This window comes from Actinobacillus seminis (assembly GCF_002263215.1).
GTDB lineage: Bacteria > Pseudomonadota > Gammaproteobacteria > Enterobacterales > Pasteurellaceae > Actinobacillus_B > Actinobacillus_B seminis.
In genome coordinates this window covers 1-23,379 of sequence record NZ_NLFK01000016.1, presented here as the reverse complement: position 1 = coordinate 23,379, position 23,379 = coordinate 1, and the positions used below count along the sequence as shown (strand labels likewise).

The following is a 23,379-nucleotide window of genomic DNA, read 5'->3' as shown; positions in this document are numbered from 1 at the left end:
ATCAGACGGCAAAGAACCGATGGCTAATAAAGGCTTAACCGCTAAAGACGGTTTGAATGGACAAAACGCCAACGACAAAGCTAATGCCTTGCGTAACGGCGAGGCGGGAGCAGTGGTATTTACCGATGATAAAGGCGAACGTTTGGTCAAAGCCAATGATGGTAAGTACTATAAAGCCGAAGACGTTGAGGATAACGGTACACCGAAAGCGGATAAAAGTGCGGTAGATAATCCGCAACTTTCTTTAGTGAACCACAAAGGTGAAGCTACTAAGCCTGTTGCCTTAGGTAACGTGGCGAGCGGTTTGGGTATTGATGCCGAAAAAGTGAAACAGGCAGAGGAAGAGGTGAAAGCCAAACGGTCTGAAGCTGAACGTAAAGCGACATTGTTGGAAGCGAAAACAGCCGTTATGACACAAAAAGAGGAAAAAGTGACCGCTCTTAAACAAGAGATTGAAAACTTGTCAGGTGATGAAAAAACGCAAAAAGAAGCAGAGTTGAAGGCAATTGAAGCCGAGTTATCTCAATTAAATGACGAATTGGCAACGGCAACAAAAGACTTGAAAACCGCCAATGATGCGTTGAAAATCGCCAATAATACGCTGACAAATTTGACAGAGGATAAAATTGGCAACTTAGTGAAAGGTGAAAATATTAACTCTACAAACGGGGCTAATATTGGTGATTTACAGGCAGTAGCAAGAGCGGGCTTAAATTTTGAGGGCAATGACGGCGTGCCTGTCCATAAAAATTTAGGCGAGAAATTGACCATCAAAGGCGAGGGCGAGTTTAACAGTGCGACCACGGCGGCGGGCAACATTAAAGTGGAAGCCTCCGAGACGGGACTGGAAGTCAAACTGTCCGACACGTTGAAAAACATGACCTCTTTTGAGACTCGTGAAGTGGACGGTAAAACATCCCGTTTGGACAGCAACGGTTTGAAAGTGGTCGACAAAGACAGCGAATCGGTAGTGACGGCACAGGGTACCCGTATTGCGGGCAAAGGAAATCATGCCGGAAAATCGGCAAGTTATACCCTCGATGGCGTGGCGATCGCAGGTAATAACGGAAGCGTGCAGTTGAATACGACCGCTCTTTCCTTTGCGGTTACTCAAGACCAAGCGGGTAAACCTGTCGGTACAGGAGTTATCCGAGGTCTGAAAGACTTGGATGCACATGCGACGGGCGATATGGCAGCCAATAAAAACTATGTGGATGCGAAACATCATGAGTTGCATACACAACTAAGCCATACCAATCGCGAAATGCGTGCGGGAATTGCCGGTGCCTTAGCTGCCGCTACTTTGCCAAATTCAGTTATACTGGGTAAATCCATGCTTGCCGCTTCCGCAGGGTCGTTCAAGGGACATAGTGCCATTGCTTTAGGCTATTCCAAAATGAGCGATAACGGAAAAATCAGCATCCGCTTACAAGGTACCAGCAACTCCGCAGGCGATCTCGGCGGTGCTGTCGGGGTAGGGTATCTTTGGTAAGATAACTTTGCGCCTTTACCGTGTATCTTGACTTTTGGGTTAATATGCCGGTAAGGAGATAAAAAATCTGCACATTACCTTGCTGTTATCTCAGCTTGTTAAGTGCAGATTTTTGTTATTAAATGATGAATCGCTTATTTGAGCGAGAAGATGCATGAAACTGTGGTTAAAAGAAAGCGAAATTGCCTATCAATTGTATGGTATTGTTCTTGACGGTATTTTGCTTTTTCAGCAAATATATTAGAAAATTTTCAAATAAAAGTCGTGATATTTATTCTTTTCAACGAGTTTTTTTCTTTTCCGTAGTTATATACAAAAAGTGCGGTCGAAATCACCGCACTTTTTGATTTTATGATTTATTGCAAATGCAATTGTTGCTGTACTTTGCGTAATAATAAGAAAATCCAAGGCCATAGCAAACCGCTGGCAATAGCGCCGAAAATTTCCTGCCAATTAAAATAAGCACTATGCAACAATAATTCAATGAGGAAGATGCCAAGGCGCAGGGCAAAGATAAACAAAATCACTAAGATACTTTGCATCCATAAGGACATATTGCGCAAAATTAAATGGTTAATTGCAATTAAATAAGCAAACACCGATAAGACTAACGCGTGTACACCAAGAATAGATCCTAATACTAAATCCCAGATCACGCCAAGAATAAATGCGGATCCAATGTTGACTTTGGTTGGAGTGGAGAGTACCCAATACATAAGTATCAGCACCAACCAAGCCGGTTTGAAACTTTGTAAACCGGCAGGCCAGGGAGCAATTTCCAAGACCATTGCAATAATAAAAATACAGATGATGATCAATATTTGCAGAAAAAAGTTACCGCGCATTAATCTTCCTCCCTATATGGCCACTGTTCCGGATTAATCGGCTCCGGCAGTTGTATTTCCGGTATTTCCGGTGGTAACTCTTCCGCCGGTAGAGGCTCCTCATGTTCTTCCACTTTCGATTTCGTTATTTTATTGGCAGCGGATGAGTTTAAGGTGGCTGCTGCTTGGCTTTCAAGACGTTGTTGTACTACTTTGCGTACCTCTTCCGGCGTGATAGATTGTGCTTTGCGCATATCTTCATTGGTCGGCCACAAGAGCAACAAGTAACGTAAACGATCGAGTGAGGCGAGCGGTTTTGCGGTGATGGTGGCGAAATAATTTTTACTGTCACGGGATACATTTTCCACAATGGCTACCGGATACCCTTCCAAAAAGCGCCCACCCAAACCGGAGGTGACCAATAAATCGCCCTCCACAATGTCAACAGAACGCGGTACATTATCCAGCGTCAACTCGTCTGTGTGACCCATACCGCTGGCAATGACACGAACATCATTACGCAAAACTTGTACCGGAATGGCATGGGTAACATCAGTTATCAGCAACACGCGGCTGGTATTTTCCCCGACGGAGATGATTTGCCCAATCACGCCTTTTTCGTCGATCACCGGTTGTCCAACGTAAGCTCCGTCTTTATCTCCTTGGTTAATCACCACTTGCTGGCGATAAATATCCGTTTCCGCAGTTAATACTTCAGCAATTTTTTTATATTCGTCGGTACGCAGAGGCGAATTTAGGAGCAAACGTAAGCGTTGATTTTCCACTTTCAGTTGATCCAACAGTAATAAATCGGCGTTTTTTTCCCGCAACTGTTCGCGCAAGGCTTTATTTTCAAATTGCAAGCGATTGGTATCTGCCAGATTATCGGATACGCTGTCTAACAGGGTGCGTGGCGTGTTGGCAAGATAATATAAACCGCCGATAGCGGTTTCCATTACACTGCGTACCGCAATCATAGTATTGGTTTTGCCATCAAATAAAATTAATGCGATCGACAATGTCACAGCAATAATTAAACGGATACCGAGGGGAGGCGATTTGGTGAAAATAGGTTTCATATTCTCGTTCCAAGACGAAAAGTGCGGTTAAAATTACCGCACTTTTTGCACTCGTTGATGGGATTAAACTTCATCACTAAAGATGTCGCCACCATGCATATCGATCATATCAAGGGCTTCACCGCCACCGCGTGCAACACAGGTTAACGGATCTTCTGCCACGATCACGGGAACACCGGTTTCTTTTGATAATAACACATCAAAATTACGTAATAATGCACCACCGCCGGTTAAGACAATACCGCGCTCAAAAATATCGGCAGCGTGTTCCGGCTGACATTCTTCCAAGGCAGTGCGCACTGCGGTGATAATCCCGTTTAGCGGTTGTTGTAAAGCTTCCAGTACATCACGTGATGTAACGCTGAAAGTACGTGGCGCGCCTTCGGCTAAATTATGTCCATGCACTTCCATTTCTTTGATTTCGTCTTCGTTTTGAATATAAGCAATGCCGATTTCTTGCTTGATACGTTCTGCGGTCGGCTCGCCGATGATAGAGCCGAAGGTGCGGCGAACATAGGCTATGATTGCTTCGTCGAAACGATCCCCACCGATCCGTACAGAAGATGAATATACGATACCGTTTAATGAGATAACTGCCACTTCGGTAGTACCGCCACCGATATCAATGATCATTGAGCCGGTTGCTGTGGAGACAGGCAATTTCGCGCCGATTGCCGCCGCCATCGGTTCTTCGATAAGATACACTTCACGTGCGCCGGCGCCAATGGCGGATTCTTTGATTGCGCGACGTTCTACTTGGGTCGCGCCTGCCGGGACGCAAACTAAAACACGTGGGCTTGGACGCATAAAATTGCCGCTATGTACTTGTTTAATAAAGTATTGCAACATTTTTTCGGTGACGGAGAAATCAGCGATAACCCCATCTTTCATTGGTCGGATCGCTTCAATACTTTTTGGTGTTCTTCCCAACATTAATTTGGCTTCTTTACCGACTGCTGCGATACTTTTTAAAGATCCGATACGATCGCGACGAATTGCCACAACAGAAGGTTCATCTAATACGATACCTTGTCCTTTAACGTAAATTAATGTATTTGCTGTACCGAGATCGATGGAAAGATCGTTGGAAAATAAACCACGAATTTTTTTTAATAGCATAAGAATTCCGTAAAATTATTTTGTATAAGAAATGCTCAATGTTAAGCAATGAAAAAATTGTGCTAAATGTATCAAAAAAACGCAGTTTATAACAGAAATTTTTGATGTAAACGCACAAAAAAGTAAAGGCACCGGATAAATTGTTGTTATCTACTAAAAAACGCTAAAAAAGTGACCGCACTTTGGGGAGCTTGCTGCTTGAGCGGGCAAAGTGCGGTGCTTTTTTAGGATTTTTGCAAAATCGGTTTAAGGAAACGGGCAGTATGCGATCCCTCCGTTTGCGCTACTTGTTCAGGGGTTCCTGTGGCGATAATTTGACCGCCACCGCTACCGCCTTCCGGTCCGAGATCAACGATCCAGTCCGCGGTTTTGATGACGTCTAAATTATGTTCAATCACCACAATGGTATTACCTTGATCACGCAAGCGGTGTAGCACTTCCAATAATTGCTTAATATCGGCAAAGTGCAACCCGGTCGTCGGCTCGTCAAGAATATACAAGGTTTTACCCGTATCTCGTTTGGATAATTCCGTTGCCAGTTTCACCCGTTGTGCTTCACCGCCGGAGAGGGTAGTGGAAGATTGTCCTAAGCGAATATAGGACAAGCCTACGTCAATTAAGGTTTGCAATTTGCGAGCGATCATTGGGATGGCGTCGAAAAATTCGCGCGCCTCTTCCACTGTCATATCCAAGACTTGATGGATGGTTTTCCCTTTGTAACGAATTTCCAAGGTTTCGCGGTTGTATCGTTTCCCTTTACAATGATCACAGGCAACATAAACATCCGGCAAAAAGTGCATTTCAACTTTAATTACACCGTCGCCTTGACAGGCTTCACAACGCCCGCCGCGGACGTTGAAACTAAAACGTCCGGGGGTATAGCCGCGCGCACGGGATTCCGGCACACCGGCAAACAGCTCGCGAATGGGAGTAAACAGCCCGGTATAGGTTGCCGGATTAGAACGCGGTGTCCGTCCGATTGGACTTTGGTCAATATCGATCACTTTGTCAAAAAATGCCAAGCCTTTGATGGATTTGTAGGGAGCGGATTGTCTATTTTCTGCGCGATTAAGAGCATTTTGCGCCAGTGGAAATAAGGTGTCATTGATTAAGGTGGATTTTCCGGATCCTGAAACACCGGTGATACAGGTAAATAAACCGACCGGAATATCTAAGTTGACATTTTTCAAGTTATTGCCGCAGGCGCCCGCTAATTTAAGAATTTTTTTCTTATCAAGCGCGGTGCGTTTTTTCGGAATTTCAATTTTTTCTACACGGGATAAAAATTTACCCGTCAAGGAATTTGGATTTGCCATAATTTCTTGTGCATTACCTTGCGCGACCACATTACCGCCATGCACACCGGCACCGGGACCGATGTCAATAATATGATCCGCCGCCATGATAGCGTCTTCGTCATGTTCAACCACGATCACCGTGTTGCCTAAATTACGTAAGTGGATCAAGGTATTTAGCAAACGCTCATTATCTCGTTGATGTAAGCCGATAGAGGGTTCGTCCAGTACATACATCACGCCGACTAAACCGGCACCGATTTGGCTTGCCAAGCGAATGCGCTGCGCTTCACCGCCGGAAAGGGTTTCTGCGGAACGGGAAAGGGACAAATAATTTAGCCCGACATTGACCAAAAATTGTAGACGCTCTTTGATTTCTTTTAAAATTTTATCCGCAATATGAGCTTTTTGCCCGGAAAGGGAGAGTTCACTGACAAAATTTAGCGCTTCACCGATACTTTTTTCCGAGATATCCGGCAAATTGGTTTGACCGATATAGACATGGCGCGCTTCCGGGCGCAAACGAGAACCGCCACAATCGGCACAAGGACGATTGCTGATATTCTTTGCTAATTCTTCGCGTACCGACATGGATTCGGTTTCTTTATAGCGTCTTGCCATGTTGTTTAGGATGCCTTCAAAACTATGGCGGCGTAGCACCACATCACCGCGATCATTCATGTATTGAAATTCAATTTCTTCTTTGCCTGAACCCTGTAAAACGATATCTTGAATTTTTTTCGGTAACGCCTCAAAGGGAGTATCAATATCGAATTGATAATGTTTAGCGAGGGAGGTTAGCATTTGATAATAATAAAAATTTCGTCGATCCCAGCCTTTGATTGCACCCGCCGCTAAAGAAACACTTGGATTTTGGATCACGCGTTTTTCGTCAAAATACTGCTGTACGCCCAATCCATCACAGGTCGGACAAGCCCCCGCAGGGTTATTAAAGGAAAACAGACGAGGTTCCAATTCCGGAATGGAGTAACCGCAATGGGGACAAGCAAAATTGGCAGAAAAGACCAATTCAGGTACGTCCGGATTGTCCATATCCGCCACTACAACAGTACCGCCGGAAAGCTCCAAGGCAGTTTCAAAGGATTCCGCTAAACGCGTAGCAATATCATTACGCACTTTGAAGCGATCAACGACGATTTCAATGGTATGTTTTTTTTGCAATTCCAATTTAGGCGGGTCGGATAAATCGCAAATTTCGCCGTCAATGCGAGCACGAATATACCCCTGTGAGGCAATATTTTCGAGTATTTTAACGTGTTCCCCTTTGCGATCTTTAACGATAGGAGCCAACAACATCATTTTACTTTCCGCCGGCAAGGCTAAAACGTTATCTACCATTTGGCTGATGGTTTGCGCTGCTAATGGAACGTCGTGTTTTGGGCAGCGCGGTTCGCCGACGCGAGCGAAAAGTAAGCGCAAATAATCGTGAATTTCCGTGATGGTTCCTACTGTTGAACGCGGGTTATGGGAAGTGGATTTTTGCTCAATGGAAATCGCCGGTGAAAGTCCTTCGATGTGATCCACATCCGGTTTTTCCATCAGGGACAAAAATTGACGAGCATAAGCAGAGAGAGATTCCACATAACGTCGTTGTCCCTCCGCGTAGAGGGTGTCAAAAGCAAGGGAGGATTTTCCCGAGCCGGATAAACCGGTGATCACGATTAATTTATCACGAGGAATGGTAAGGTTGATATTTTTTAAATTGTGGGTTCTTGCCCCGCGGATTTCAATTTTTTCCATAATAACATCTTAAAGTAAAGTGCGGTCGTTTTTTGTAAAATTTTAGTAATTTTGTCAAGGCTGACAAGTTTATTTTGCGATCATTATCGCATAATGTTGAATAACTGTGCAAATATCCAGTAAATTTATTTTTAAATCTGGATTTTTTGAGGAATTTCAGGCAAAATAGCCGAGTATTTCAGATTGTAGTAACATTAGAGGACATTATGGCAGGAGTAAATAAAGTAATTATTGTTGGTAATTTAGGCAATGACCCGGAAATCCGTACCATGCCGAATGGCGAAGCGGTAGCGAATATCAGCGTAGCAACTAGTGAAAGTTGGTTAGATAAAATGACGAACGAACGTCGTGAGGTAACTGAATGGCATCGCATTGTTTTTTATCGTCGTCAAGCTGAGATTGTAGGAGAGTATTTACGTAAAGGCTCGAAAGTCTATGTCGAAGGGCGTCTAAGAACCCGTAAATGGCAAGACCAAAATGGTCAAGACCGTTATACCACGGAAATTCAAGGGGATGTGTTGCAAATGTTAGACAGTCGCTCCGATCGCTCTAATGCTTACGCTCAAACCGGCGCCCCTCGTCCAATGGCAACAACAAAACCGGCATCAGTGCCTCAACAACCAAAATCCCCGGAACCGCCACTTGATGATTTTGATGATAATATTCCATTTTAAATTTAAATAGTCGCAAATTTAGTTAGCTCCTTGTATTTGAGTATTTTGGATAGTCTTCCCAAAAAAGTTAACCGGTTATTCAAAGGACTGATTTCGGTATTTTATCGGATTCAGTCCTTTGAGTTTTAATTGAATTCGTTCTTCATTGGAGTAACTCGCATCGTCATTCGTTGTCTGCTTAATTACTGTAAACCACTGACAGTGGCTGTGGTAAGATGGTGCAATGTGAATTTAAGGTATGATGTAGTATGGCAGAAAAAAATTTGTTAAATCATTTGGCGCAGTTAATTACCGAGCAGCGTAATCCGCATTCGATATGTTTGGATCAGTTGTCGGCGGCGGAAATTGTGCGTTTGATGAATGAAGAAGATCAAAAAGTGGCGTTGGCGGTGGCGGATTGTTTGCCACAGATTGCTTTAGCGGTGGAGAAGATTGCGGCGGCATTTGCTCAAGGTGGGCGCTTGATTTATCTCGGTGCAGGCACCAGCGGGCGTTTAGGTGTGTTGGATGCGTCGGAATGTCCGCCGACCTTTAGTGTGTCACCGGAGCTGGTAAAAGGCGTGATAGCCGGGGGGGATTATGCTATTCGTCATGCGGTGGAAGGTGCGGAGGATGATCCTTTGGCGGCGGTTAACGATTTGCAGCAATTGGGATTTGGTGCGCAAGATGTGTTGGTTGGTATTGCTGCAAGCGGGCGTACACCTTATGTTATCGGCGGTTTGGAATATGCCGAACAATTGGGGGCGACGACGGTGGCATTGAGCAGCAATCCGCAAACTAAAATGACGGAAATCGCCGATATTGCGATCACGACCGTTGTCGGACCGGAAATTTTGACTGGCTCCAGTCGCTTAAAATGCGGTACCGCGCAAAAATTGGTGCTGAATATGTTAAGTACTGCGTCCATGGTACTGTTGGGGAAATGCTATCAGAATTTGATGGTGGACGTTAAAGTGAGCAACGAAAAACTATATGCGCGTGCTATTCGGATTGTGATGCAAGCGACGGAATGTGACAAAGCGGAGGCGGAGGCGGCGTTGATGCAAGCGGATAATCAACCGAAATTAGCGATTTTGATGCTGTTATCAGGGTTGGATAAATCAAGTGCGCAGGCGTTATTACAAGCAACAGGCGGGCGTTTAAGTCAGGCGTTGAGCGCGTGATCGGTATTAAAAAGGGAGCAATTGGCTCCCTTTGTTTAATTTGGTTAAGTGCGGTGGTTTTAGGCAGTTTTTTTCGCCAGTTTGGACCAGTTGTAATAACCGTATAAGGAATTTAATAAGTATGCCCCATACATTAAGTACATTGCCGGCGTTTGCGCCCATAAAACAATAGATAGAATGTTGAGAATAATCCATAGAAGCCATTGTTCTCTATAACGCAAGACCATTAATAATTGTGCCGCAACTACTAACACGGTGGTTACTCCATCCAGTGTTACGGATTGTCCGTCAGTCGTTTTTAAAAAGCTGATAAAGGCGATGGAACCGACAAAGACAACACTAATTAGGGTTGCCCAGCCTTTGAAAGTTAAAAATTTAGCTTCTACAAGCTCTTGTGTTTTATCGCTACGCATATTTTTTTTCCATAAAAAGTAGCCGATAAATTGCGCTGGAATATAGACGTAAAGCGTAGTGGTCATTTCACCGTAGAATTTATTGTCCCATGCCACATAAAAGTAAGTGTAAGCAAAAATTAGACCAAACAAGTAGTTACTAATTTTTCCTTTTCCGACAAAGACGACGCACAGAATGCCCGCAATACCTGAGATTATGGCGAGGAGCGAGTCAGGTTCTTGTATATAGGCAAAAATTTGTGCCGCTAAAAAAAGAAAAATCCAAATGACTTCAAAAGGCTTCCAGCCGCCGAAAAGTTCATTTTTAAGATGTTGTAACAGATTATTCATAATAGACCTCTGAAAAATGAGATTGTGGTGGAGTTATTGCATTTTATCACTTATTTGTTAATTTGATGCCACTTTTTTATGTTTTAATTTGATTGAATGTATAAAATGGTCTACAAGTTGATTAGGCTATAGTTTTTTCACTTATTTTAAGTTAAGCAAGGTTTATAAAAAGGCGATACGTTTTGGAAAATTGCGGAAAAGGCTTATGGTCACGGCGCGAAATATACGGCGATTGTGGCGGCAAATAAAGAAGTGATCAACGATACCGATAAGATTTTCCCGAGACAAAAAATTCACTTGCCGAAATCCTTATAGTTGATATAAAGGTAAACTCTGTTTCTGATGAAACGGTATTTTTTCTTTTGTTTAGTTTAAAATTTAATCAAATGTCGTTTTTTCTCTGCCATTTTCTCGACTGTTGGCATTTGTATCGTTATAATTCATCGTCTTGTATTGGATTTTATCTAACTTTTAATTAACGTGTTCGGTGCGAGCATTCGCCGAGTGCAAATTTATTTTGAGGTAACATAATGTCATTAAATATTGAAACAACTCAAGGTCTTGAGCGTCGTGTAAGCATTACGGTTCCGGCGGAAACGGTTGAACAGGCAGTACGTGAAGAATTAAAACGCGTGGCAAAAAATGCCCGTGTTGATGGTTTCCGTAAAGGTAAAGTGCCGGCACAAATTATTGAAAAACGTTTTGGTGCATCTGTGCGTCAAGATGTTTTAGGCGATCTATTGCAAAAACATTTCTTTACTGCCGTTATCGACAGCAAAATCAATTTAGCCGGACGCCCTAATTTTACTGTTGAACAATTTGAAAACGGCAAAGATTTAACTTTTAGCGCAACCTTTGAAGTCTATCCGGAAGTGCAATTGCAAGGTTTAGAGCAAATTAAAGTAGAAAAACCGGTTGTCGAAATCAGCGAAGCTGATGTGGATAAAATGGTTGACGTTTTGCGTAAACAACAAGCTACTTGGGCAGAAAAACAAGATGCGGCGAACGCAGATGATCGCGTTACCCTTGATTTTGTAGGTTCTGTGGACGGTGAAGAATTTGAAGGCGGCAAAGCGAATGATTTCGTATTGGCGATGGGACAAGGTCGTATGATCCCGGGCTTTGAAGAAGGCGTTATTGGTCATAAAGCCGGCGAAAGTTTTGAGATTGATGTGACTTTCCCTGAAGAATATCATGCAGAAAACTTAAAAGGTAAAGCAGCGAAATTTTCCATTACCTTGAAAAAAGTAGAAGTGATGGTGTTGCCGGAGTTAACGAATGAGTTCGTGGCAAAATTCGGACCGACCACCAAAACTATCGCCGATTTGCGCAATGAAATTCGCAAAAATATGCAACGTGAATTGAAAAATGCGTTAACTGCACGGGTTAAAAATCAAGTGATCGACGGCTTATTGGCGCAAAATGCTATTGATGTTCCGGCAGCCGCAGTTGAGCAAGAAATCGAAACTTTACGTGGTCAAGCGGCACAACGCTTTGGCGGTAACGCACAACAGGCTGCTCAATTACCACGTGAATTGTTTGAAGAACAAGCAAAACGTCGTGTGCAAGTGGGATTATTATTGTCTGAAGTGATCGCTTCTAACGAGTTGAAAGCGGATGAAGATCGTGTGAAAACAATGATTGCCGATATTGCTTCTGCTTATGAACAACCGCAAGAAGTAATCGAGTATTATAGCAAAAACAAAGAGTTAATGAATAATATTCGTAACGTGGTATTAGAAGAGCAAGCCGTTGATGCGGTATTGGCAAAAGCGCAAGTATCAGAAAAAACGGCTTCTTTTGATGAGGTGATGAGCCCGCAAGCGTAATTTCGCTTGAAAAACACAAAAGTGCGGTCATTTTTTCGTAGAAATGGGCTGCCCTCAAAAACTTAGACAGTTATCCAAAGGACTGATTTCGATATAGTATCGGATTCAGTCCTTTTTGTTTTAATTGGATTTGTTTTTATGCGATTTTTTAGAAAGTGAGCCATTGTTCAATCAGAGGAGGACGGGGAATGGCAAAAGGAAGATAGACACTTTCTGATGTAAATGTACCATGGATATTTGCTTAATGTTAAAGATGCTCTTTTTTATGCCAATCAGTATTAAGCAACGGTAAATTCCGTTGCCTTTTAGGTGGCAAGCTCGCTAAAATAGGCGCCATTTTGAGTAACGGAAAGGGAAATTATGTTTGTTATTGGGCAACGTTGGATAAGTGAAACGGAAAATAATTTAGGATTAGGTATTATTAGTGCGTTAGACGCGCGAACGGTAACGATACATTTCCCGGCGGCAGATGAAGTGCGCATTTATGCTTCAAACAATGCCCCTTTAACCCGTGTCAGTTTTCAAGCGGGTGATGAAATTCCCCATCAAGAAGGCTGGAGAGCGAATGTGTTGGAGGCAATGGAGCACAACGGATTATTTTTCTATCGCGTAACGCGCCATGACATTATGCAGGATATGGTGATGTTGGAACAAGATATTGCACCGCATATCGCCTTTAGCAAACCGCAAGATCGCTTGTTTAATGCACAAATCGATCGCATGGAGCATTTCGTGCTGCGTTATCGCAGTTGGCAACATCAGCAAATCCAATATCAATCGGAATGTCGCGGCTTGCGCGGCATTCGCGCCGGACTTATCCCTCATCAATTGCACATTGCCCAAGAGGTGGGACAACGTATGGCGCCACGCGTGTTGCTGGCGGATGAAGTGGGACTTGGTAAAACCATTGAGGCGGGGATGATTTTGCAACAACAATTGTTTGCAGAAAAAGTGCAACGGGTGCTGATTTTGGTGCCGGAAAGTTTGCAACATCAATGGCTGGTGGAAATGTTGCGTCGCTTTAATTTACCTTTTTCCTTATTTGATGAAGAACGTGCGGCAGATTTTGATGACAGCGCTCGCAATCCGTTTCATAGCGAATCTTTGATTCTTTGTGCGTTGGATTGGTTTGTTAGCCGCCCAAAACGGGCACAACAAGCTTTGGACGCGGAATTCGATTTGTTGATCGTTGATGAAGCGCACCATTTAACTTGGTCGGAGACGCAGTGCAGTCTGGAATATCAAATTGTTGCGCAATTAGCGGAAAAAATTCCGGCATTGTTACTACTAACCGCTACGCCGGAACAATTGGGACAAGAAAGCCATTTTGCTCGCTTACGTTTGCTCGATCCTCAGCGTTTTTATGATTACCATGCTTTTTTGTGTGAGCAAGAAAATTATCGCCCGTTGGCGGAAATCATTAACGCCTTGTTGCAAGAAGAAACCTTGAGCCTCGCGCAGCAACAATATCTGCAATCGTTGCCGGATGAGGAAAGTGCGGTGTTAATTTCGCAAGTTTCTACCTCGACACAAGCCCGTCGGCAACTGATTGCCCAATTAATTGATCGCCACGGAACCGGGAGGGTGTTATTCCGTAATACGCGACAAGCGGTGCAAGGTTTTCCGAAGCGTGTGTACGCACCGGTGAAATTACCATTCCCGAGCCAATACCAAAATGCCTTGTCGATTTTGCAACGTTTAGGCGAAATCGGCTCGGTCGAGGCGTTGTATCCAGAACGTATTTTCCAAGAGATGAATGCATTAAGCCGTTGGTGGGAATTTGATCCGCGCGCGGCATGGTTGCTTGAGTTTTTAAAACAACGGCGTGATGAAAAAGTGTTGGTGATTTGTCGCCATGCGGATACGGTGACACAATTGGAGCAGGTTTTACGCGAAAAAGAAGGCATCCGCAGTGCCGTTTTCCATGAAAAAATGTCGATCGTGGAACGGGATCGGACAGCGGCGTATTTTGCCGATCAAGAATATGGTGCACAGGTTTTATTAACCTCGCATATCGGTTCGGAAGGGCGTAATTTCCAATTTGCCGGTCATTTGGTGTTGTTTAACGTACCGGAAACACCGGATTTATTGGAACAATGTATCGGTCGTTTAGATCGTATCGGGCAGTGTGGTGATGTGCATATTCATGTGCCTTATTTTGACAATTCGGCACAGCAAGTTCTCGTGCGTTGGTATCATGAAGGTTTAAATGCTTTTGCCGAGACTTGTCCGACGGGGAGATTATTGTTTGAAAAGTGCGGTGAAAAATTGAGTTATTTTTTACAAAATCCGACCGCACTTGAGGAATTTCATCCCTTTTTACAACAAACCCATGAACAGTATTTGACGTTAAAAGCGGAGTTGGAGCGTGGGCGCGATCGTTTATTGGAATTAAATTCCAATGGTGGCGAGGCGGCAAAACGGCTGGCAGTGCGAATCGCGCAACAAGACGGTGCGACGGATTTAATCAACTTTAGTCTATATTTATTTGATTTGATTGGCGTGGAACAGGAAGATGTGGGCGAGCAAACTTTGGTGTTAAAGCCTAGTGATCATATGTTGATTTCCGATTTTCCGGGCTTAAAAGAAGAAGGATTGACCGTTACTTTTGATCGTGCTCGTGCTTTGGCGCGTGAAGAAATGGATTTTTTAACTTGGGATCATCCGCTGATTCGGCAAGGGATGGAGCTGATGACATCCGGCGATATTGGTAAAAGTGCGGTATCTTTATTGATTAATAAGGCGTTGCCAGCCGGCACTTTATTATTGGAATTAATTTATATTGTTGAGGCGCAAGCGCCGAAAGGGTTGCATCTAACGCGCTTTTTGCCCCCGACGCCGGTGCGGTTATTATTAGACGCCAAAGGAAATAACTTGGCAAATCAAGTGGCTTTTGATAGTTTACAGAAACAATTAAAACCAATGGGACGCAAAATGGCGCTGGATGTAATCAAAATGTTGCGTAAGCAGATCGTCGCTTTATTGCCATTGGCAGAACAACAAATTACTTCGCCGGCACAACAGATTATCGCTGATGCCAAACAAGCCGCACAACAGGGTTTGCAGGCGGAATTAAATCGTTTGCTGGCGTTGCAAAAAGTGAATAAAAATGTGCGCCAAGATGAAATTGAATTAATCCGCCGACAATTTGAGCAAAGTTTGGCGCAACTGGATTTGGCGAGCTGGCGTTTGGACAGCTTGCGTGTAATTGTGAGTAATAAAGAATAAGATGGCACTTATTGAATATCATCCCCCGATAGATCCTTGGCTTGATATTGTGTATCGAGATGATCACATTTTGCTGGTGAATAAGCCGAGCGGTTTGCTTTCGGTTCCCGGCAATCAGCCGCAATATTACGATAGCGCCATGTCGCGTGTGAAAGACAAATATGGATTTTGCGAACCGGCGCATCGTTTGGATATGGCAACCAGCGGGTTATTGTTGTTTGCTATGAGTAAATTGGCAGATCGCGAATTAAAACGCCAATTTCGTGAGCGAGAGCCGAAAAAGCAATATGTGGCGTTAGTTTGGGGACATTTTGAAGCAGAGCAGGGAACGGTGGATTTGCCCTTAATTTGCGATTGGGAAAATCGTCCGCGTCAGAAAATTTGTTTCGAACGAGGGAAAAGTGCAGTCACAAAATTTGAAGTTTTGCAACATTTGCCGAATAATAGCACGCAAGTTCGCTTAACGCCGATTACCGGGCGTTCTCATCAATTGCGCTTACATATGTTAGCCTTGGGACATCCAATATTAGGGGATAAGTTTTATGCGCATCCGCAAGCCAAAGCCATGTCGCCACGCTTATGTTTGCACGCCGAATATTTAAAAATCACCCATCCGCTTACTCGAGAAATCATGGAATTTCGCGCCGAAGCGAGCTTTTAGCCATTTCATGAACGGAAGGCGGTAAATATAGCCATAGAAAAAGTAGGTGCTTTAATCTTGAGTTATTTATCCGTATAATGGGTAGCTATTTTGAATTTATTAGGAAAATGTAATGCAACTTATTCGTAGTTTTCAGCGTTTACCGGCGATATTTCATGAACAAGGTTGTGCATTAACGGTCGGCAATTTTGACGGAGTGCATTTGGGGCATCAGCAGATTTTGCGCCATTTGCGTCAAAAAGCGGACGAATTGGCATTACCGATGGTAGTGATGTTGTTTGAACCGCAGCCGCGCGAATATTTTTTAGCGGATAAAGCGCCGGCAAGATTGCTACGCTTGCGCGATAAATTGCATTATTTGGCGCAAGCCGGCGTAGATTATGTTTTCTGCATAAAATTTAACCGCGCTTTTGCCGTTCAACACGCGACAGATTTTATTTCAGATTATTTAGTCGCGCAGCTGAATGTGAAATTCTTAAGTATCGGCGATGATTTCCGTTTTGGCGCCGGGCGAGAAGGGGATTTTGCACTGTTGCAACAAGCGGGCAAAAAATACGGTTTTGAAGTTGAAGATAATTGTAGCCTTTGTTTGGATACGCAGCGCATTAGTAGCACAGCCGTTCGTCAAGCCTTGGCAGAGGATAATTTGGCGTTAGCGGCGACCTTGTTGGGGAAACCATATTGTATTTATGGGCGCGTGGTACATGGGAATAAATTGGGGCGCACTATCGGATTTCCGACCGCCAATATTCGCCTGCAACGTCAAGTTAATCCGATCAAAGGCGTGTATGCGGTAAAAATTCAATTAGACGACGGACGCCAATTTACCGGTGTCGCCAACGTGGGCAAACGTCCAACCTTGAACGGAATTAAGCATATTCAGCTGTTAGAAGTGCATCTTTTTAATTTTAGCCAAAATTTATACGGGCAGAGTTTGCAGATTGAATTTTGCCATAAATTGCGCAATGAAATTAAATTTGCCTCGTTTGAGGCGCTGAAACAACAAATTGAACAAGATGTGATTGTGGCAAAAGCCTATTTTGCGGCAAAACTTGCGGAAAAATGACCGCACTTTGATCGTCAATTCCGCCTTTAATCTTAACGAATTTCTGCGTATAATGCTGGAATTCGTTTGTGTTTAAAAAATACGCTCAATTTTTAATTATTACTTTTTGGAAGATAAAAATGTCGAATGAAAATGTAGATTATAAAAATACGCTCAATTTGCCACAAACCGGTTTCCCAATGCGTGGAGATTTGGCAAAACGTGAGCCGGCAATGTTGAAAAACTGGTATGAAAAGCAACTTTATCAAAAAATTCGTGCCGCCGGTAAGGGTAAAAAGACCTTTATTTTACACGACGGACCTCCTTATGCGAACGGTTCGTTGCACCTTGGGCACGCGGTCAACAAAATCTTAAAAGATATTATTATCAAATCCAAAACCGCGTTAGGTTATGATTCTCCTTATATTCCCGGTTGGGATTGTCATGGCTTACCGATTGAATTAAAAGTCGAGGGGTTAGTCGGTAAACCGAATGAAAAAATTTCCGCGGCACAATTCCGTCAGGCTTGCCGCGATTATGCAAAAGAGCAAGTGGAAGGGCAAAAAGCCGACTTTATCCGTATGGGGGTGTTAGGCGATTGGGATAATCCGTATTTGACCATGAATTTTAATACGGAAGCCAATATTATCCGCACCTTAGGAAAAGTGATTGCTAACGGGCATTTGCATAAAGGATCCAAACCGGTTCACTGGTGTTTGGATTGCGGTTCTTCCTTGGCGGAAGCGGAAGTGGAATATGAAGATAAGGTGTCTCCGTCCATTTATGTGCGTTTTGCGGCGACAAATCCTGAGGAACTGGAAGCGAAATTTAATGCGCAAGGCAAAGGTCACGGTCGCTTATCTGCGGTGATTTGGACAACCACGCCTTGGACATTACCGTCTAACCGCGCTATTGCAGTCAATGGGAATTTAGATTATCAATTGGTACAATTCGGCGATGAACGTGTTATTTTAGCCACAGATTTGTTGGAAAGTGTGCAAAAAGCGACCGCACTTGAGCAAGTGGAAGTGCTGGGTTCAGTGCAAGGGAGTGAGTTGGAATTATTGCGTTTTAATCATCCGTTTTATGATTATAGCGTGCCGGTGATTTTAGGTGATCACGTCACCACGGATGGTGGTACGGGTTTGGTGCATACCGCACCGGATCATGGTTTGGATGACTATATTGTCGGTCAAAAATATCAGTTGGAGATGGCAGGGTTAGTGGCAAACGACGGTAAATTTATTTCGACTACGCCGTTTTTTGCCGGCAAAGGAGTATTTGAAGCCAATGATTTAGTGGTGGAAAAACTGAAAGAAACCGGTGCATTGTTAAAACTTGAACGTATTAAACACAGCTATCCACATTGTTGGCGACATAAAACGCCAATTATTTTCCGTGCTACGCCACAATGGTTTATCGGTATGGAAACCAAAGGATTACGTCAACAAGCCTTGGGAGAAATCAAAAAAGTGCGCTGGATTCCAAGTTGGGGGGAAGCGCGGATTGATACCATGGTGGCAAACCGTCCGGATTGGTGTATTTCTCGTCAGCGTACTTGGGGCGTGCCTATGACCATGTTCGTGCATCATGAAACCGAACAATTGCATCCGCGTACCTTAGAGATCCTCGAAGAAGTGGCAAAACGCGTTGAAAAAGCGGGGATTCAGGCTTGGTGGGATCTTGATCCTGTTGAGGTATTGGGTGAAGAAGAGGCGAAAATTTATCGCAAAGTACCGGATACCTTGGATGTGTGGTTCGATTCCGGATCGACCTATGCTTCGGTCGTGCAACAACGTCCAGAATTTAATGGTAATGCGGCGGATATGTATTTAGAAGGTTCCGACCAACATCGTGGCTGGTTTATGTCTTCATTGATGCTTTCTACTGCGACGGACAACAAAGCGCCTTACAACCAAGTGTTGACCCACGGATTTACGGTGGATGAAAAAGGTCGCAAAATGTCCAAATCTTTAGGTAATGTGATTGTGCCGAGCGAAGTGTGGAATAAAAATGGGGCAGATATTTTACGTTTATGGGTTGCTTCCACCGACTACACCGGCGAAATTGCAGTTTCTCACAATATTTTAAACAGTGCCGGCGATACCTATCGTCGTATTCGTAATACCGCACGTTTCTTGTTGGCGAATTTAAACGGTTTTGATCCGAAACGCGATTTGATTAAACCGGAAGAGATGATTGCTCTGGATCGCTGGGCAGTGAGCTGTGCATTAGAGGCACAAAATGATATTAAAGAGGCTTATGATAATTATCAATTCCATACCGTGGTGCAGCGTTTAATGCGTTTTTGCTCTATTGAGATGGGATCATTTTATTTGGATATTATCAAAGATCGTCAATATACCACCAAAGCGGACAGCTTGGCGCGGCGTAGTTGTCAAACCGCCTTGTGGCATATTGCGGAAGCATTAGTGCGTTGGATGGCACCAATTCTTTCCTTTACCGCGGATGAAATCTGGGGACATATGCCGACAGTAGAAGGTCGTGCAGAATTTGTGTTTACCGAGGAGTTTTATACCGGCTTGTTCGGTTTGGGTGAAAAGGATAAATTGGACGATAGTTATTGGCAACAGTTGTTAAAAGTACGTGCCGAAGTCAACCGTGTGTTGGAAAAAGCACGTAATGATAAATTAATCGGTGCCGGTTTGGAAGCGAAAGTGACGGTTTATGCCAATGAACAAATTCGTCCGTTATTGGAACAATTAGGTGATGAATTGCGCTTTGTGTTAATTACTTCACAAGCGTTGGTAAAACCGCTTGCCGAGGCAGATGTGGCTGAAGGCGAATTTGCCGGTTTAGCTGTGAAAGTAGAACGTGCAGATGGGGAGAAATGCCCGCGTTGTTGGCATTATTCCACCACCGTCGGACGCAATCCGGTACATCCGGCATTATGTTCTCGTTGTGTGGAAAACGTTGATGGTGTAGGTGAGTTAAGACAATTTGCCTAATAATTTAAAAAAATGACCGCACTTTTAAAGTGCGGTTAATTTATTGCAAGTTTTTGCGGAGTGCTATGAGCAAAAAAACGGGTTTATCCTTTTTATGGTTAGGATTGGCGGCATTTGTCATTGATTTATTTACGAAATATTTAGTCGTGAGTCGTTTTGAACTGTATGAAAGTGTGAATATTTTACCGGTATTTAACCTGACATATGTGCGAAATTATGGCGCGGCATTTAGTTTTTTAGCCGACCGTTCCGGCTGGCAAAAAAGTTTTTTTATCGGTTTAGCGGTAATTATTTCTGCGGTGTTGATCTATTTTCTTGCTCAAAATAAAGTCACTCAAAAATTGCAAAATTCTGCCTATGCCTTGATTATCGGTGGTGCGCTAGCCAATGCAACAGATCGTTTTTATCACGGATTTGTGGTGGATTTTTTTGATTTTTATTGGCAACAATGGCATTATCCGGTGTTTAATGTGGCGGATATTGCTATTTGTATTGGAGCGGGTTTATTAGCCTTGGATGCCTTTAAAAATAGCGAAAAGAAAGAGAAAAAAGCATGAAAATTATTTTAGCCAATCCCCGCGGTTTTTGTGCCGGTGTTGATCGTGCGATCAGTATTGTGGAATTAGCGCTGGAGGTGCATGGAGCGCCGATTTATGTGCGCCACGAAGTGGTGCATAATCGTTTTGTAGTCAATGGGTTACGCGAACGCGGTGCAATTTTTGTGGAAGAATTGGATGAAATACCGGATGGCGCGATTGTGATTTTCTCGGCGCATGGGGTTTCACAAGCGGTGCGCCAAGAGGCAAAAAATCGCGGGTTGAAAGTTTTTGATGCGACTTGTCCGTTGGTGACGAAAGTGCATATGCAAGTAGCGCGTGCTAGCCGTAAAGGGACAAAAGCAGTGTTGATCGGACATGAGGGACATCCGGAAGTGGAAGGAACGATGGGGCAATATGATAACCGCGACGGTGGTATTTATTTGGTGGAAAATGTGGAAGATATTGCTAAATTGTCGCTGCGTGATGATGAAGATATTACCTTTATGACACAAACTACGCTGTCTATTGATGATACCGCCGAAGTGATTGAGGCGCTAAAAGAAAAATATCCGGCAATTCAAGGACCGCGTAAAAATGATATTTGTTATGCAACAACTAATCGCCAACAGGCAGTGCGTGAGTTGGCTGCGAAGTCTGATTTGGTGCTTGTCGTGGGATCCAAAAACTCCTCAAATTCGAATCGTTTGGCAGAATTGGCATCTAGAATGGGGGTTATATCCAAATTAATTGATGACGCAAGTGACATCGATCCAAAGTGGCTAAATAATGTGGAAACGATTGGTATTACTGCCGGTGCCTCTGCTCCGGAAGTATTAGTGCAATCTGTTGTTGCTCGTCTTCAGGAGTTGGGGACAAATCAAGTGGAAGAACTACAGGGCTGCGAAGAAAATACGGTGTTTGAAGTGCCAAAAGCATTACGTATTTAATATGGATATATCAAGCATAGGCATTTCCTTTTTCTATATGCCTATTAGATCAAACCGTTAAGGCTTTTGCGTACCGGTATTGTGGCACTGCGAAATGAGAAAGGGAACTACAACTTTTTTATTTCCCATCAATCTAGGTATTTTTGCCGGTTCTTTAGCGATATAGTGAAGAAATTAGTTACCAACCTTATTTTAGATGCCGAGTTGGAAACCAAGTAAAACTGCTAAAAATAATTTGTTAATGGATTTTTTTTTTTTTTTAGAATTAAAAATTTATATTTTGGTGAGTTTGAGATGATAGACTTTATTTTTAAAGGAAAAATTTCAGAAATTATTTGGAAATTATCTTATATAGGTGTTTTGAAAATTAACTAATAACATAACAGGTAAGATAATTACAATTGGTTTTACTATCATGTTTAGGCAAGAAGCTATTGAATATCACTCAAAGAAATGGAAAAGTACCGCAGTGCTCTTTAGCAGAATACCCGCTTGGGTTGTTTTTTCCACTTCTTTCTTAATATTCACTACTTTTATTCTTTTTATTATTTTTGGAAGTTATACCCGACGTCAAATCGTTGTTGGAGAATTGGTAATGCAAGCACATCCAATTATTGTTTCTGCTCCAAAGTCAGGGTACATTTCGGAAAGTTATATTAAACCTCATCAAGAAGTCAAAAAAGGCGATCCGCTGTTTAAAATTACATTAGATAGGATTACTCATCGTGGTAATATTAATATAAATTCAATCCTTTCATTAAAATCTCAAATTTCTGCTGTCCAAAAAGTGATAGATGCTTTACAGAAGAATAAAGTAGCAAGTATTTCAATCTTGAAAAAACAGATCAAAAACAATCAAAAAATTTATCAAGATAAACAGTATTATTTGATAGAAATTGAAAGAAGCATGAATGAATATTCCGATTTAATTAAGAAATATGAGAAATTATTAAAAATAGGACATTCAACCTATGATGAAGTAAACGCACAGAAATATCGCTATTTTCAGCAGAAATCTTCATTTAATGAATTGAAGCAAGAATTAGTTCAACTACAATCTACAGTTCTTAATTTAGAAAATGAGATTGAAAAACAAAGAATGGAATTTGATAATCAAATTATTCGCTATGAAATTCAGAAAAGTGACTTACTTATTCGTTTAATGGAATTAGAATCTGTTTCTGATATTATTGTAAATGCTTCATTAGACGGAAAGGTTGAAAGTACCAATGTAACTGTTGGACAAATTATTAAAGAAAATGACCATATTGCACAAATTCTTCCCAATAATAAAGGTAATTATCAGTTAGTGATGTGGGTACCAAATAGTGCAATTTCTTTTGTTAAAATTGGTGAGGGAGTTAATATTCGCTACGAAGCCTTTCCATTTGAAAAATTCGGGCAGTTTAAAGGAACGATTAAGAGCATTTCTACCTTACCTGCCTCACTACAAGAATTAAATTTTTATACAAATCTGCCTGTCAATGTAGAACAAGGTACTCCACTATATAAAATTATTGTAGATATTGCTGATCAAAACGTGCAATTCAATAATAGTACTCTCTATTTTATGAGTGGAATGAAAGCGGAAGCTACACTATTTTTAGAAAATCGTAAACTCTATGAATGGATGCTATTTCCTGTTTATCAACTACATAAAAATATGGAACAATGATGAAAGGAATCAACCAGTTAAAATTTGATTTTTGGCGGAAGATACCGATTATTTTACAAACTGAAACTACAGAATGTGGTTTAGCTTGTTTGGCAATGCTACTTAATTACTACGGTAAAACCATCAATCTATTTGAACTGCGTAATCAGTATGGTTCTTCATCTCGAGGTATCAATTTACAAACAATAATTTCTATTGCTGATGATTGTGGATTAATTACTCGTCCTATCTCGTTAGAATTGAACGAAGTATCGCAGCTACGTTTACCTTGTATTTTACATTGGGACTTTAATCATTTTGTTGTACTCAAAAAAGCAACAGAAAATACTTTTATTA

The 23,379-nt window shown here is 42.5% G+C and carries 18 protein-coding genes and 1 pseudogene; 13 read left to right on the top strand and 6 right to left on the bottom strand.

Features of this window, described 5'->3' with window-relative positions; translation table 11 throughout:
* Window positions 1-1,492 (top strand): YadA C-terminal domain-containing protein (locus CFY87_RS11270; protein WP_236757432.1); only part of this gene is annotated, 1,492 nt, incomplete at its 5' end.
* A 356-nt stretch (window positions 1,493-1,848) separates the two neighbouring features.
* On the opposite strand, the gene mreD is transcribed toward CFY87_RS11270, so the two are convergent.
* From mreD to uvrA, 4 genes are all read right to left on the bottom strand, one after another.
* Window positions 1,849-2,337, bottom strand: coding sequence for a rod shape-determining protein MreD (gene mreD, locus CFY87_RS11265; protein WP_094947959.1), 489 nt, complete (start codon window positions 2,335-2,337; stop codon window positions 1,849-1,851).
* Window positions 2,337-3,395, bottom strand: coding sequence for a rod shape-determining protein MreC (gene mreC / locus CFY87_RS11260; protein ID WP_094947956.1), 1,059 nt, complete (start codon window positions 3,393-3,395; stop codon window positions 2,337-2,339). The genes mreD and mreC overlap by 1 nt, the downstream gene beginning before the upstream one ends.
* 63 nt (window positions 3,396-3,458) lie before the next feature.
* Complete coding sequence (locus CFY87_RS11255) at window positions 3,459-4,514, bottom strand: rod shape-determining protein (protein ID WP_094947954.1); 1,056 nt, start codon at window positions 4,512-4,514, stop codon at window positions 3,459-3,461.
* Window positions 4,515-4,738: 224 nt separating this feature from the next.
* Complete coding sequence (gene uvrA, locus CFY87_RS11250) at window positions 4,739-7,570, bottom strand: excinuclease ABC subunit UvrA (protein ID WP_094947951.1); 2,832 nt, start codon at window positions 7,568-7,570, stop codon at window positions 4,739-4,741.
* A 206-nt stretch (window positions 7,571-7,776) separates the two neighbouring features.
* On the opposite strand from uvrA, the gene ssb reads away from it, so the two are divergent.
* Window positions 7,777-8,244: a single-stranded DNA-binding protein gene (ssb, locus tag CFY87_RS11245; protein WP_094947949.1), complete on the top strand. Its 468-nt coding sequence runs from the start codon at window positions 7,777-7,779 to the stop codon at window positions 8,242-8,244.
* 75 nt (window positions 8,245-8,319) lie between these two features.
* On the opposite strand, the gene CFY87_RS12750 is transcribed toward ssb, so the two are convergent.
* On the bottom strand, window positions 8,320-8,469 hold the full coding sequence (locus CFY87_RS12750; RefSeq protein ID WP_419670265.1) for an IS3 family transposase: 150 nt from the start codon (window positions 8,467-8,469) through the stop codon (window positions 8,320-8,322).
* A 23-nt stretch (window positions 8,470-8,492) separates the two neighbouring features.
* Here CFY87_RS12750 and murQ point away from each other — a divergent pair, with 23 nt between their 5' ends.
* The gene (gene murQ / locus CFY87_RS11240) at window positions 8,493-9,407 is read left to right on the top strand and encodes an N-acetylmuramic acid 6-phosphate etherase (RefSeq protein ID WP_094947946.1); all 915 of its coding nucleotides are present in this window, start codon (window positions 8,493-8,495) and stop codon (window positions 9,405-9,407) included.
* A 59-nt stretch (window positions 9,408-9,466) separates the two neighbouring features.
* Here the strand turns inward: murQ and pnuC are convergent, their stop codons facing one another.
* Complete coding sequence (gene pnuC / locus CFY87_RS11235; protein ID WP_094947943.1) at window positions 9,467-10,150, bottom strand: nicotinamide riboside transporter PnuC; 684 nt, start codon at window positions 10,148-10,150, stop codon at window positions 9,467-9,469.
* A gap of 168 nt (window positions 10,151-10,318) precedes the next feature.
* Between pnuC and CFY87_RS11230 the strand changes: the two are divergent.
* From CFY87_RS11230 to CFY87_RS11185, 10 genes and pseudogenes are all read left to right on the top strand, one after another.
* Window positions 10,319-10,465: pseudogene (locus CFY87_RS11230) on the top strand (LysM peptidoglycan-binding domain-containing protein); the annotation flags it as partial.
* A gap of 215 nt (window positions 10,466-10,680) precedes the next feature.
* Window positions 10,681-11,979, top strand: coding sequence for a trigger factor (gene tig / locus CFY87_RS11225; protein WP_094947940.1), 1,299 nt, complete (start codon window positions 10,681-10,683; stop codon window positions 11,977-11,979).
* Window positions 11,980-12,336: 357 nt separating this feature from the next.
* Window positions 12,337-15,207, top strand: coding sequence for an RNA polymerase-associated protein RapA (gene rapA, locus CFY87_RS11220; protein ID WP_094947938.1), 2,871 nt, complete (start codon window positions 12,337-12,339; stop codon window positions 15,205-15,207).
* A gap of 1 nt (window position 15,208) precedes the next feature.
* Window positions 15,209-15,868, top strand: a complete 660-nt coding sequence (rluA, locus tag CFY87_RS11215) for a bifunctional tRNA pseudouridine(32) synthase/23S rRNA pseudouridine(746) synthase RluA (RefSeq protein WP_094947935.1) — start codon at window positions 15,209-15,211, stop codon at window positions 15,866-15,868.
* A gap of 112 nt (window positions 15,869-15,980) precedes the next feature.
* A complete protein-coding gene (gene ribF / locus CFY87_RS11210) occupies window positions 15,981-16,934 on the top strand; it encodes a bifunctional riboflavin kinase/FAD synthetase (protein ID WP_094947932.1) in 954 nt (317 codons plus the stop codon).
* Between the two features lie 119 nt (window positions 16,935-17,053).
* Window positions 17,054-19,882, top strand: a complete 2,829-nt coding sequence (gene ileS / locus CFY87_RS11205) for an isoleucine--tRNA ligase (protein ID WP_094947929.1) — start codon at window positions 17,054-17,056, stop codon at window positions 19,880-19,882.
* 65 nt (window positions 19,883-19,947) lie between these two features.
* Window positions 19,948-20,439: a signal peptidase II gene (gene lspA, locus CFY87_RS11200; RefSeq protein ID WP_094947926.1), complete on the top strand. Its 492-nt coding sequence runs from the start codon at window positions 19,948-19,950 to the stop codon at window positions 20,437-20,439.
* Window positions 20,436-21,368 (top strand): 4-hydroxy-3-methylbut-2-enyl diphosphate reductase, encoded by a 933-nt coding sequence (gene ispH, locus CFY87_RS11195; protein WP_094947923.1) that lies wholly within the window; start codon window positions 20,436-20,438, stop codon window positions 21,366-21,368. The genes lspA and ispH overlap by 4 nt, the downstream gene beginning before the upstream one ends.
* A 415-nt stretch (window positions 21,369-21,783) precedes the next feature.
* Window positions 21,784-23,043: an HlyD family secretion protein gene (locus tag CFY87_RS11190; protein ID WP_094947919.1), complete on the top strand. Its 1,260-nt coding sequence runs from the start codon at window positions 21,784-21,786 to the stop codon at window positions 23,041-23,043.
* Window positions 23,040-23,379: cysteine peptidase family C39 domain-containing protein (locus tag CFY87_RS11185; protein ID WP_236757431.1), on the top strand; the 340-nt coding region annotated here is incomplete at its 3' end. The genes CFY87_RS11190 and CFY87_RS11185, both read left to right, overlap by 4 nt.